Source organism: Streptosporangium sp. NPDC005286 (genome assembly GCF_040607515.1).
Classification (GTDB): domain Bacteria; phylum Actinomycetota; class Actinomycetes; order Streptosporangiales; family Streptosporangiaceae; genus Streptosporangium.
Genome location: NZ_JBEXGU010000217.1, coordinates 1 through 12,411, shown reverse-complemented (window position 1 = coordinate 12,411; position 12,411 = coordinate 1). Strand labels below are relative to the sequence as shown.

Sequence of the window (12,411 nt, the reverse complement as noted above, 5' to 3'; positions counted from 1 at the left end):
CGGGCGACCCCGCTCGGACCGGGGTCGCCCGAAACCGGCTTGACGGTTTTGATGGTGTCGGGTTGGGTGGGCGCATGATTGTTGTTCAATACGTGACCTTCGACTGCGCCCAGCCGTACGAACTGGCGACCTTCTGGCGCGACGCCACCGGCGGGGAGCTCCATCCGGAGACGAAGAAGGAGGACGATGAGATCCTCCTGCGGGGCGGCGGGGTGGATCTGCTGTTCATCAAGGTTCCCGAGGGCAAGTCCGTCAAGAACCGCCTTCACCTGGATCTCACCGGCTCGGCGGGCACCACCCGCGACGAGGAGGTCGAGCGCCTGCTCGAGCTCGGCGCCACGATCTTCGAGGACATGCGCAACCCCGAAGGCACCGGCTGGGTGACGATGCTCGACCCCGAGGGCAACGAGTTCTGCGTCTGCCGCGCCGAATACGAGCGCGTCTAGCGGAGCGGCTCTGGGCCCGGTCACTCCAGAAGGGCCCGGCCGGGCCGCGAGCCTCGGCGACCGAAGGCGGCCTGCGGCGGCCGACATGAGTGATCCCCACGAGGCCGGGTGATCACCGGAAGATCGGCGATCACCCGAGGGCTCAGCGACCGCCGGGAAGCGAGGTCTGGCCGCGGCCCTTGAGGGTCAGCGCCAGGACAGCCGTGATCAGGTAGACCACGACCCCGCCCTGCAGGGCGTCCAGCGCCGCGCTGAACACGCCCTCGCCGTCGACGATGAGCTGCACCGGATACATGAGCATCGCGGCGCCGAACGAGGGGTAGAGGGCGAACCTCCAGGGGTGGCGCAGCGCCCAGAGCCGGGCCTGCCGGGTCACCCGGTCCCCGCTGTTGGGCTTGCTGATCGAGCCGATGGCTGCGATAAGCGAGAACAGGCCGATGCCGACCACCATCGCCCAGGTCAGATCCCCGCCACCGGTGAGCACACCCAGTCCGAAGCTGGTGGCGGTCACCGCGCCGCCGGTCACCGCGGCGGCCTTCCAGGGAGCGCCGCGCAGCGCCGCTCCGGCGAGGGACATCTCGTCACGTCGAGTCAGTTCGTCGTTCATGCCATCAAGGCTGCCTCCCGAACCCCCTTGCTCACATCGGGGAGCGACCCTGATTGTTCCCCTACCCGTCGTCTCCCCCCGGTGACAGGCGAGATCTCCCTCCGGAGGTCCCCGCGAGGGGCGTCCAGGCCGCCATGGAGGAGTGCGGCGGTGTTCCGGGATAGGTTGGCCGCCATGCCGGTGAACTTCCGTATCGCCCGTGCCGAGGACGTTCCGCTCATCGTGGCCATGCTCGCCGACGACACCGTCGCGGCCGCCCGCCAGGGAGCCTACGGTGAGGAGCATCGTGCCGCCTTCGAGGTCATCGACGCCGACCCCGCCAACGAGCTGATCGTCGCGGAGCTGGACGGCGAGGTCGTGGGCACCATGCAGCTCACCTACATTCCCGGCATCTCCCGCCGGGGTGCCCTCCGGATGCAGATCGAGGCGGTCAGGATCGCCTCGGAGCTGCGCGGGCGGGGTCTGGGCCGCACGATGATGGCATGGGCCGTCGAGCGTGGACGGGCCCGGGGCTGCGCCCTGGTCCAGCTCACCACGGACAAGACCCGCGCGGACGCCCACCGCTTCTACGACTCCCTCGGCTTCGTCGCGTCCCACGAGGGTTACAAACTCGCGCTGACCTGATCGGCCAGGGGCCGGCGTCGAGGTGATCCGTCCGTCACTCGGCGGCGCTCGGGCCGATCTCGACCAGGTTGTCGTGGTAGACGGCGCCACGGCCCATGTCGGCGTCGCGGGCCTCCACCACGGCGTTCACGGTCGTGCCCCCCGAGCTCAGCTTGCGCCAGTGCCCCTTGGTGGACGCGATCACGCCCGGCCGGACCCGCTCGCTGATCTCGACCACGGCCTCGAACTCGCCGCCGGCGTTGAAAACCCGGGCCCGCTGCCCGTCGCTCAGCCCCCTCGGCGCGGCGTCCGTGGGATTCACCAGGACCCGCGGGCCCTTCGAGCGCCGCAGCAACTCGGGGTTGTTGCCGAAGATGGTGTTGAGGAAGGTGTGGGAGGCGGGGGTGATGAGGGTCAGCGGATACGGTCCCGGCGCGGCCGAGGCGGTGTGCGGCGGGACGTAGGCGGGTCCCGCGCCGAACTCCATCCGGCCCGAGGGCGTCGGGAAGCCCTCGGTGAACGGCACGAACGGCCGCGGCACGTTGAGGCGGACCCAGCCCTCCTTGCGCAGCCGGTCGAGCGTGATGCCGTCAAGCGACGGATGGCCCGAGGAGAGCAGTTGCTCGGCCAGCTCCAGGTCGGAGTCGTACAGGGACGGCTCGGTGAGCCCCATGTGCCGCGCCAGGCGGCGGAAGGTCTCGGTGGTGGACAGGCACTCGCCCGGCGGCTCGACCGCGGGTGAGTTCCACATCAGGTACATGTGCCCGTAGCCCGCGTGCAGGTCGGCGTGCTCGATCTGCATGGTGGCGGGGAGCACGATGTCGGCGTAGTCGACGGTGTCGGTCGGGAACTGCTCCATCACGACGGTGAACAGATCCTCGCGCGTCAGTTTCTCGCGGATCCGGTTCTGGTCGGAGGTGGAACTCATCGGGTTGGCCGCGTACACCCACAGGCACTTCACCGACTCGTCCAGCTGATCGGCCAGCCGGGTCATGGTGAGCGTGCGGACCGGCCGGGCGAGCAGGTCCTCGCGGGTGTCGATGTTCAGGTGGATGTGCCCGCTGGTGGAGTACGCGATCCCGCCGCCGGGGTGGCGCCAGTCGCCGGTCACGCCGGGGATGGCGGCGATCGTGCGCATCGCGGTGCCGCCGCCGGCGTGCCGCTGCACGCCCATGGTGGCCCGGATGCCGGTGGGCCGGGTGCGCGCCAGCCGGACCCCCAGGGCCCGGATGTCGGACTCGGGCAGCCCGGTGATCTCCGCCACGCGTGCCGGAGGGTGGCGCAGGATCTCCTCGCGGAGGTTCTCCCAGCCGGTCGTGTGGTTCTCCAGGTAGTCGCGGTCCTCGGCTCCCTCGGCGAGCACGACGTTCATCAGCCCCAGGGCGAGGGCCGCGTCGGTGCCGGGCCTGATCGGCAGGTGCTCGTCGGCCTGCTCGGCGGTGCGGGTCCGGATCGGGTCGATCGCCACCACGTGCGCCCCCGCCGCGCGGGCGTCCTGGATGAACTTCCACAGGTGGTGCCCGCTGGTCAGCGTGTTCGTGCCCCACAGCAGGATGAGCCGGGACAGGGCGAACGTCTCCGGATCCATCCCGCCCGGCGTGCCGTAGACCTGTCGCAGCCCGGAGTTGCCGGCCGACGAGCAGATGTTCAGAAAGTGCCTCGACGCGCCGAGCGCGTTCCAGAACCGCCGCCCGGCCACTCCCTCGGCCCCCTGGAGGTATCCCAGCGTGCCGGTGCCCAGGTAGGGCCAGATCGCCTCGCCGCCATGCTCGTCGACGATGCCGCGCAGCCGTACGGAGATCTCCTCCAGGGCCTCGTCCCAGCTGATCCGCTCGAACCTGCCGGACCCCTTGGGGCCGGTCCGCCGCATCGGGTGCAGGATGCGGTCGGACGCCCGGGTGTGCTCCAGGTAGCGGTTGACCTTCACGCAGAGCGCGCCGCGGGTGTAGGGATGGTCAGGGTTGCCGCGCATCTTGACGGCCTCGCCGCCTTGGACGGTCACCACCCAGGAGCACGTGTCGGGGCAGTCAAGCGGGCACGCCCCCAGCACTCGAAGTTCGCCTGACGACATGCCCTCGACTGTAGCCGCGCCCAGGGAGCGCGGGTGTCACCGGAGCAGCCCGGGGGGCTCGTGCCGGTGGTCGTGTCCCAGCCCGCCCCCTCCGGTGCTCGGCCCTCCGACTCTCGGCCCTCCGGTGGGGCCGGGGGCGACGGGATCGCCGGGGAGGTCGCGAGCGTACGCGTAGGTGTACGCCGCCGCGCCGATCGCGGAGGCGTTCACCGCCAGCGCACCGTCGTCGATGTTGGCGATGGTGTCGCAGGCCTGGTGGTAGCACCTGTCGTAGGGGGCCCAGGCTTTGCCGCCGAACTTCTCGGCCTCCTCGGCGGACTTGATGCCCTCGGCGCCGGTGAACAGCCCGCCAGCGGCGATGCCCGCCTTGATGAAGGGGCCGTAGTCGGAGCGGCCGGTGAAGTCGGCCTCCTGGTGCGGCTTGCCCACGGTGTCGAAGTACGACTGGAAGAGCTTCTCGATCCGGTCGGAACCGGCAGGCGGATGCGTGTCCAGGCCCGTGTCGGAGTTGTCGCCGTCGTAGATCCCCAGGACGTAGTTCGGCGAGGCGATCATGTCGAAGTTCAGGTACAGCTTGATCTTCGCCCGCTCCGCCGCCGAGAGATGGGCCACGTAGTGGGTGGAACCGAGCAGGCCCAGCTCCTCCGCGCCCCAGAAGGCGAAGCGCAGCCTGTTCCTCGTCCGCAGGTCCTTCGCCGCCAACGCCGTCTCCAGGACACCCGCGGTCCCGGAGCCGTTGTCGTTGATGCCGGGTCCCGCCATGACACTGTCCAGGTGGGCGCCGAGCATGACCACCCGGTCCGGGTCGCCCCGGCGGCTTTCGGCGATGACGTTGCGCGTCCTGCGGTCGGGGTCGCTCTCGGCGTCCACCGCGAGCGTCGCGGTCGTTCCCGGCGCCGACAGCTCCTTGCCGGCCGCGAAGGTGGCTCCGACGATCGGGATCTTGATGCTGGAGGTGTTGACCGAGCCCCGCAGCAGGATCCTGCGGTCGGCGAGAGCCTCACCCGGCTGCCCCTCGTTGAAGATGACCACCCCGGACGCACCGGCCGCCTGGGCCCGCTCCGCCTTGACCTGGAAGCTGCAGGAGCCACGCTGGATCAGGGCGATGTTCCCCCGGACGAACCCCTTGAAGTCACTCACCTCGCATCCGGAGGAGGAGTTCGCGTTCGGGGCCGGCGGCAGCACCAGGTCCACGCCCTGCACCGGAGCCGTGATCCTCCCCGAGCCGGAGTACGTCATCGTCTGGAAGTCGATGCCGGGCAGGTAAACCCTGGCCGCGGGGGACGATCGCGCCAGCACCGGAGCCTTCCGCTCATGGAAGAAGGGGATCCCGAACTCCTGCAGGGTGACCTGGTATCCGGCGGCGCGAAGTCTGTCCGCGACGTAGGCGACCGAGGCCTCATGGCCAGGGGTGGCCGCGGCCCGGGTACCGCCGTTGGCCTTGGCGATCTCCTGGAGCCTTTCCAGGTGCCGCCTGACGGACGCGAGCTTGATCGACTGCCCGAACGCCTTCGCGTCCGGCGGCAGGGGACTCTCCGGAGGCGGTTCCGAGGGCAGGCCGGACGGGCTGTGGACACCGGCGTCCACCGGTTCCGGCGCGGAGGTGGCGAGCCCGTGCACCGTTCCGGGCGGGGTCGCGGCCCAGGCCGTGTCGACGACGGGCGGGATCGTGACCGAGGCGATGGTGACGGCGGCCAGCACTCTCCCGAAGGCACGTGCACTCACGTCAGGCTCCTCTGACATCGGGGACGGCGTTACTTGAAAACATCGGTGGCGGCGAGGTGGCCGCCGGATACCGGCCCGGTGGCACCACCCGGGACGGAGCCGCCGGGCAGGTCGTCGGTCCGGGCGTGGACGAACGCGGCTGTCGCGATCGCGCCGCTGTTCAGCCCCAGGGCGGTGTCGCTGAGGTGGAGCAGGGGCCGTAGGTGACTCCCGCCGCGCGGGTGGTGGAGATGACCGGGATCTTTACGGTGGGGGCGTCGAGGGAATCGGGTGATCGCGACCACCATTCCCCTGGAGGCGCGAGTGCTCATGCGGAACCCCTCAACGTGCATGGAGCGCCCGCGCTCCCGGGAAGGCGGTGAGAGGCGACCGCGACGAGGTGTTCCCGCTCCCCGGACGCGGCCCTGCAGGCTGCGGGCGGGCGAAGGAACATGACGGTCAGCCTTCCAGTCCCGCACCCGCTAAATCCAGTATTCCCGCAGCTAGAAGGGTCAATTCTCGATCTCGAGCAGGTACGCTGTGCTCGCTCGCCGCCCTCGTCGAGGCGGGCGTCCATGATCTCTTCGAGACCACGTCCGCCAGGCCCGCTCGCCGGCCGGGGCGCCATACGGTGTCACCGTGTGGCCCCGTTTTCTGATTTCAGCCACCAAGATGGAAGCCAGACTGTCAAGACTGTCGGAAGCCATCGACATGCGTATGGCTCCGATTGTGGACACTGGGGGAGAAGGTCGGTGACGCAGCTGTAATGCGGAACATGCAGAATCGCTGGCGGTGACGGAAATCAAGGAGCTGGACGGAACATCGTCCGACGACGGCACACGGCCGGCGACGGACGGCGATCTAGCCGTGCGCGTCATCGAGCCGCTGCTTCCCCAGCGGATCCGTCGCCCTTCGGACCTGCTGCGGTTCCTGGCGACCCTGCTCGGGCTGGTGGCCGTCATCCTGCTCGCCCTCGTCGCGCAGAAGACCCTGAACGGCCTGGAGGGCGACGTCGCCGACGGCACCAGCCGGGCGCCGTTCCTGCTCAGCGGCCTGGCCGGGGTGCTGAGCGCCTCGGCCATGCTCGGCGTGCCCATCGCCTTCGCCATCGAGCGGGTGCTGCACCGTGACGGCCTCCGGGTGGCCGAGGGGCTCTTCGCGGCCATCGCCGCGATGGTGCTCTCCTTCGTGCTCGGCGAGTGGATCGTGCACGCCGGGCCCGAGGACCTGAGGCTCCTGATGACCGGAGGCAGAGCCGGAGTCGAGCCGGTCAACACGCTGCTCACCCCGATCATCGCCTACGTCACCGCGGTGCGCATATCCCGCCGCCCCACCTGGCGGGCGGCCCTGTGGAGCGCGGTCGCGCTCAACGCCGTCGCCCTGTTCGCCGGGCTCGCCGCCACCCTCCTCGGCATCGTCGTCTCCATCCTGGTCGGCCTGGCCGTCGGCTACGCCACCCTGTACGGCGTGGGCAGCCCCAACACCCGCCCTCCGGGCAGTGCGGTCGTCAGCGTGCTTCGCAAGCTGGGCTTCGCCCCGGTCAGGGCGCATCGGCTCGACGACGACTACCAGGGCAGCCGCCGCTACGCCGTCGAGCTCAAGAACGGCAACCGCCTCGACGTCACGGTCCTCGACCGGGACCGCCAGGTGGCCGGGGTGCTCTACCGCATCTGGCGGCGCATCCGGCTCAACTCCGAGACCCGCCGCAAGGCCATCCGCTCACTCCGCGCCGAGCTGGAGCGCGAGGCCCTGATGGCGTACGCCGCGCAGGCGGCGGGAGTGAGCACCCCCCGGCTCGTCGGTACCAGCGAGATCGGCACGGAGGCCGCGCTGCTCGTCTACGAGCACATCCCCACCCGCGCGCTCGACGACATCCCCGACGAGGAGATCGACGACAACCTGCTCGCCCAGATCTGGGAGCAGGTCCTGCTGCTGCAGGTCCAGCGGCTCGCCCACCGGCGGCTGACCGGCGACAGCATCCATGTCGACCGCGAGGGCCGGGTCATCCTCACGGACGCCCGCAGCGGCGAGATCGCCGCCGGTGACCTGCTGCTCCGCCTGGACATCGCCCAGCTGCTCACCTACCTCAGCCTCCGCGTCGGAGCCCAGCGGGCGGTCAACGCCGCCGCGGCCGGAGCCGGACACGGCCTGCTCGCCGACGCGCTCCCGCTGCTCCAGCGGATCGCGCTGACCCGCGAGACCAGGGCGGCGCTCAGCAAGAACAAGGGGCTGCTCACCGAGATCCGCGAGCGGATCGTCGAGCTCACGCCCAAGGCCGAGGCCGAGGAGGTGCGCCTGGAGCGCTTCCGCCCCAGGACCCTGATCACCATCATCGGCACCGCTTTCGCCGCGTACTTCCTGGTCTATTACCTGACCCAGATCAACCTCAACATGATCACGTCGGCCAAGTGGAGCTGGACCGGCGTGGCACTGGTCGCCGCGATGATGAGCTACGTCGCCGCCGCCTTGATGCTGATGGGCTTCGTACCGGAGAAACTGCCCCTCGGCCGTACCGTGCTCGTCCAGTTCGCCGGGTCGTTCGTCAAGCTCGTCGCGCCCGCCGCGGTGAGCGGGGTCGCGATCAACACCCGCTACCTGCAGAAACGCGGCATCCCCCTGGGGCAGGCGGTGGCCAGCGTGGGCGCCTCCCAGCTCATCGGGCTGGCATTCCACATTACGCTGCTCCTGCTGTTCGCCTACATCACCGGTTCCAACACCGCCTCGTCGTTCACCCCGTCGCGCACGCTCGTGCTGACGCTGCTGGCCGTGGCCGTGGTGGTGCTGGTCATCGTGGGCGTGCCACGGCTGCGCCGCATGATCACCACGCGGCTCCGCTCGCTGTTCTCCGGGGTCATCCCGCGCCTGCTCGACGTCCTCCAGTCGCCCAGGAAGATCATCGAGGGCTTCAGTGGCACCCTGATGCTCACCCTGTTCTTCGTGCTCTGCCTGGACGCCTGCGTCCGCGCCTTCGGCGGCTCCCTCAACTTCGCCGCCGTCGCCATCGTCTTCCTCGCGGGCAACGCCATCGGCTCGGCAGCCCCCACTCCCGGCGGCCTCGGCGCCGTCGAGCTGTCCCTGTCGGTCGGCCTGACCCTCTCCGGCCTGTCCGGTGAGGTGGCGACCTCGGCCGTGCTGCTGTTCCGGCTGCTGACCTTCTGGCTGCCGGTCCTGCCCGGCTGGGCCTCGTTCGCGCACCTGCAGCGACAGGAGGCGCTCTAGGCCCTGTCCCGTGCCCCGGAAAGACCGCCGGCAGGTGGCCCGGCGGTCTTTCTCACGGACGCGGGTCAGGCCTCGCTGGACCTGGCCCAGAGGTTGATGCCCGCCTCGACCGCGTCCTTGTCGATCGCCTCAAGCTCCGCGGCGTCGAACGACGTGTTCTGCACGGCCGCGAGGCTGTTCTCCAGCTGCTCCACACTGCTCGCGCCGATCAGCACCGATGTGACGCGCCTGTCGCGCAAAGCCCAGGCCAGCGCCATCTGCGCCAGCGACTGGCCGCGCCCGCCCGCGATCTCGTTCAGGGTGCGGACGTGCCGCATCGTCTCCTCGGCGAGCATCTCCGGGGTGAGGAAGCGTCCCAGCGAGGCCCGCGACCCCTTGGGGATCCCGTTCAGGTAGCGGTCGGTCAGCATGCCCTGCGCCAGCGGGGAGAACGCGATGCAGCCCACGCCCTCCTCCTCCAGGACGTCGAGCAGCCCGCCCTCGATCCACCGGTTCAGCATCGAGTACGAGGGCTGGTGGATCAGTAGCGGTGTGCCCATCTCCCGCAGCAGCCGCGCGGCCTCCGCGGTGTGCTCGGGCGAGTAGGACGAGATGCCCGCGTACAGCGCCTTGCCGGACCGGACCGCGTGGTCCAGCGCGCCCATCGTCTCCTCCAGCGGGGTGTCCGGGTCGAACCGGTGGCTGTAGAAGATGTCGACGTAGTCGAGCCCCATCCGCTCCAGCGACCGATCCAGGCTGGACAGCAGGTACTTGCGCGACCCCCACTCGCCGTACGGGCCGGGCCACATGTCGTAGCCCGCCTTGGTGGAGATGACCAGCTCGTCCCGGTACGGTGCGAAGTCCTCGTGGAAGTGCCGCCCGAAGTTGGTCTCCGCGGACCCGGGCGGCGGACCGTAGTTGTTGGCCAGGTCGAAGTGGGTCACCCCCAGATCGAAGGCCCTGCGCAGGATGGCCCGCTGGGTCTCGAAGGGCTTGTCGTCACCGAAGTTGTGCCAGAGCCCCAGCGAGACGGCGGGCAGCTTGAGCCCGCTCTTGCCGACCCTGTTGTACGGCTGGCGTCCGTCGTACCTGTCATCTGCCGCGATATATGTCACTTGGTCACCTTGGTCGTGTCGAGAATCCAGGAGAGGGTGAAGGCCTCCTCGCGCCAGGCGTCGTACCTGCCGCTGCGGCCGCCGTGCCCGGCGCCCATCTCCGTCTTGAGCAGGAACGGCCCGCCGTCCGCGACGTCGCGGAGCTTCGCGACCCACTTGGCGGGCTCGTGGTAGAAGACCCGGGTGTCGTTGAGGCTGGTGATCGCCAGAATCGGCGGGTAGACCCGGCCGTCCACGTTCTCGTACGGCGTGTACGACTTCATGTACGCGTACACCTCGGGGTTGTGCAGCGGGTCGCCCCACTCGTCCCACTCGATCACGGTCAGCGGCAGCGAGGGGTCGAGGATCGTGTTCAGCGCGTCCACGAACGGCACCTCCGCCACCACGCCCGCGAAGGTCTCGGGCGCGAGGTTGGCGACCGCGCCCATCAGCAGCCCGCCCGCCGATCCGCCCCTGGCGACGATCGCGCTCGACCAGCCGGCGGCGGGGAGGTGCTCGGCGGCGGCGACGAAGTCGGTGAAGGTGTTCTTCTTCTTCTGGAACTTGCCGTCCTCGTACCAGTGGCGGCCCATCTCACCGCCGCCCCTGACGTGTGCCACGGCGAAGACGAAGCCCCGGTCGAGCAGGCTGAGCCTGGCGATGGAGAACGAGGGGTCGATCGAGATCTCGTAGCTGCCGTAGCCGTAGAGCACCGTGGGGGCCGGCCGCGGGGTGCCCTTTCTCATCACGATCGAGATCGGGATGCGGGTGCCGTCGGACGCGGTCGCCCACTCGCGGAACTGCTCGTAGTCGGTGGGGTCGTAGCCGCCGAGCACGACCTTCTGCTTCAGCAGGACCAGCTCGCGCGCCGCCAGGTCGTAGTCGTAGACCGACGGCGGGGTGACCATGCTGGTGTAGCCGAGCCGCAGCCGCCCCGTGACGAACTCCGGGTTGCCCGACGGGGCCACGTCGTAGATCGGCTCGGGGAAGGAGATCTCGTACGCCTCCCCGGCGCGGGGCAGGATGCGGATGCCGGTGAGCCCGTCCCGGCGGAAGTGCACGACGGTGTGGCCCTCGAAGGCGTCGACGTCGAGCAGCCGGGTGTCGGCGCGGTGCTCGATCAGCGGAGTCCAGTCGCCGGGGGCGTCGAGCGGCGCGGTGGCCAGCTCGAAGTTCTCCGCGTTCCGGTTGTGCAGGACCAGGAAGTGGTCGCCCGCGTGGTCGACGCCGTACTCGACGCCGGTCTCCCGGGGCCGGACGACGCGGAACTCGCCGGTGGGGTCGTCGGCCTCAAGGACGCGGACCTCGCTGGTGATCTTGCTGCCGGAGGAGAGCACCAGGTAACGCTCGCTCCGGCTGAGCCCGATGCCGACCCAGAACCGCTCGTCGGCCTCCTCGTGGACGAGCATGTCGTCCTTGGCGGGGCTGCCGATCGTGTGCCGGTGCACCTGGTTGGGCCGCCAGGCCTCGTCGACGGTCGTGTAGAAGAACGTCGTGCCGTCGGCCGACCAGGCGCCGCCGTAGAAGATGCCGGGGATCTCGTCGGGGAGGGTCTCGCCGGTGGTGAGGTTCTTCACCTTCAGGGTGAAGCGCTCGTCGCCGGTGAAGTTGGTGGAGTAGGCCAGCAGGGTGCCGTCGGGACTGACCGAGCTGGTGCCGATCGAGAAGAAGTCGGAGTCTCCGGCGAGCTCGTTGCCGTCGAGCAGGATCTCCTCACCGGGGAGCGACTCGCCGGCTTTCAACTCGGGCGGGGTCTCGCCGTCCGCCGCCACCCGGCACTGGATGCCGTACTGCTTGCCCTCCTCGGTCCGCGAGTAGTACCACCAGCCGCCCTTGCGGGTGGGGACCGAGAGGTCGGTCTCCAGGGTGCGTCCCTTGATCTCCTGGAAGAGCGTCTCCTGCAGGGGCTTGAGGTGGGCGGTCGCCTCCTGTGTGTAGGCGTTCTCCGCCTCCAGGTAGGCGACCACCTCCGGGTCGTCCTTTACCGTCAGCCACGCGTAGTCATCGACCACGGTGTCCCCGTGGTGCACGCGCTCGCTGGGAACCTTCTTCGCCGTCGGCGGCGTCTGGCTGCTCACTCAGCCGAGTCTATGTTTCCGCCGGTCCCTGTTCGGATCGCTCGCCCGGTCGGGGCGATCGGCCTTGATCCACCTCGGCCTGCCTCGACGTGCCGCGGCCCGCGCTGCTCGCGAGCCAGGCTCGGCTCCTCCGGCCGGCCCGAGGTTTCCTCGTACGGGGTTCGCCGTTACGTTCCGAGCGCTCTTGGAGGACTGCTAATCTTTTGGAGTCGGCAAGGTCCGACGCAAACCACTCTAATCACTCCGGTGACTTTCGTATGGCTTGTGTCGTGTCCGCTGACAATCCCTTTGAAACCCAAGGTTCCAGAGCCCGGTTCGCAGAGCCGCTCAGGTGCTGGTAAGTTTGAGGGGTTGCTCTGGAAACGGAGCCGCCGAATTCCAGCAAGACCTGCAAGATCAAGTCAATCGCTTCAAAACGAGCCGGTTTGACACGAAAAAGCGGGCCTGAAAGAATAACGGCACAACGAAAGAACAGAACAAAACGAACCGCCCCTGGTTCTCCGGCCGAAACTGGCCGGGACGACGGTGTACGCGTCCGTTTCTTGAGAACTCAACAGTGTGTTAAAAGCCAGTGCATGAAGCACAACCCTGTCCAACCTGCCCTTTCATC

9 protein-coding genes are annotated in these 12,411 nt (G+C 69.4%); 3 read left to right on the top strand and 6 right to left on the bottom strand.

Going from position 1 to position 12,411, the window contains the following annotated elements; genetic code table 11:
* Positions 1-74 precede the first annotated feature (74 nt).
* Positions 75-446 carry a VOC family protein gene (locus ABZU75_RS41640; RefSeq protein WP_355567381.1) on the top strand — a complete coding sequence of 124 codons (372 nt, stop codon included), beginning with the start codon at positions 75-77 and terminating at the stop codon, positions 444-446.
* 142 nt (positions 447-588) lie between these two features.
* On the opposite strand, the gene ABZU75_RS41635 is transcribed toward ABZU75_RS41640, so the two are convergent.
* Positions 589-1,053: a hypothetical protein gene (locus tag ABZU75_RS41635; protein WP_355567378.1), complete on the bottom strand. Its 465-nt coding sequence runs from the start codon at positions 1,051-1,053 to the stop codon at positions 589-591.
* Between the two features lie 174 nt (positions 1,054-1,227).
* Here ABZU75_RS41635 and ABZU75_RS41630 point away from each other — a divergent pair, with 174 nt between their 5' ends.
* Entirely contained in the window at positions 1,228-1,677 is a 450-nt protein-coding gene (locus ABZU75_RS41630; RefSeq protein WP_355567375.1) for a GNAT family N-acetyltransferase, read from the top strand.
* Positions 1,678-1,711: 34 nt separating this feature from the next.
* Here the strand turns inward: ABZU75_RS41630 and ABZU75_RS41625 are convergent, their stop codons facing one another.
* The 3 genes from ABZU75_RS41625 to ABZU75_RS41615 are packed head-to-tail and all read right to left on the bottom strand — an operon-like array spanning position 1,712 to position 5,763.
* Positions 1,712-3,727, bottom strand: coding sequence for a molybdopterin oxidoreductase family protein (locus ABZU75_RS41625; protein WP_355567372.1), 2,016 nt, complete (start codon positions 3,725-3,727; stop codon positions 1,712-1,714).
* 36 nt (positions 3,728-3,763) lie between these two features.
* Complete coding sequence (locus ABZU75_RS41620; protein WP_355567369.1) at positions 3,764-5,452, bottom strand: M28 family metallopeptidase; 1,689 nt, start codon at positions 5,450-5,452, stop codon at positions 3,764-3,766.
* Positions 5,453-5,481: 29 nt separating this feature from the next.
* A complete protein-coding gene (locus tag ABZU75_RS41615) occupies positions 5,482-5,763 on the bottom strand; it encodes a hypothetical protein (protein ID WP_355567366.1) in 282 nt (93 codons plus the stop codon).
* 460 nt (positions 5,764-6,223) lie between these two features.
* Between ABZU75_RS41615 and ABZU75_RS41610 the strand changes: the two genes are divergently transcribed.
* Positions 6,224-8,650: a lysylphosphatidylglycerol synthase transmembrane domain-containing protein gene (locus ABZU75_RS41610; RefSeq protein ID WP_355567363.1), complete on the top strand. Its 2,427-nt coding sequence runs from the start codon at positions 6,224-6,226 to the stop codon at positions 8,648-8,650.
* A 65-nt stretch (positions 8,651-8,715) separates the two neighbouring features.
* On the opposite strand, the gene mgrA is transcribed toward ABZU75_RS41610, so the two are convergent.
* A complete protein-coding gene (gene mgrA, locus ABZU75_RS41605; RefSeq protein ID WP_355567360.1) occupies positions 8,716-9,744 on the bottom strand; it encodes an L-glyceraldehyde 3-phosphate reductase in 1,029 nt (342 codons plus the stop codon).
* Positions 9,741-11,801, bottom strand: a complete 2,061-nt coding sequence (locus tag ABZU75_RS41600) for a S9 family peptidase (RefSeq protein WP_355567357.1) — start codon at positions 11,799-11,801, stop codon at positions 9,741-9,743. Before ABZU75_RS41600 ends, mgrA begins: the two co-directional genes overlap by 4 nt.
* Positions 11,802-12,411 lie beyond the last annotated feature (610 nt).

Excerpts from the sequence above, each read along its gene's own strand:
- ABZU75_RS41640 (WP_355567381.1), top strand. The coding sequence starts at position 75 with ATGATTGTTGTTCAATACGTGACCTTCGACTGCGCCCAGCCGTACGAA.
- ABZU75_RS41635 (WP_355567378.1), bottom strand. The coding sequence starts at position 1,053 with ATGAACGACGAACTGACTCGACGTGACGAGATGTCCCTCGCCGGAGCG.
- ABZU75_RS41630 (WP_355567375.1), top strand. The coding sequence starts at position 1,228 with ATGCCGGTGAACTTCCGTATCGCCCGTGCCGAGGACGTTCCGCTCATC.
- ABZU75_RS41625 (WP_355567372.1), bottom strand. The coding sequence starts at position 3,727 with ATGTCGTCAGGCGAACTTCGAGTGCTGGGGGCGTGCCCGCTTGACTGC.
- ABZU75_RS41615 (WP_355567366.1), bottom strand. The coding sequence starts at position 5,763 with ATGAGCACTCGCGCCTCCAGGGGAATGGTGGTCGCGATCACCCGATTC.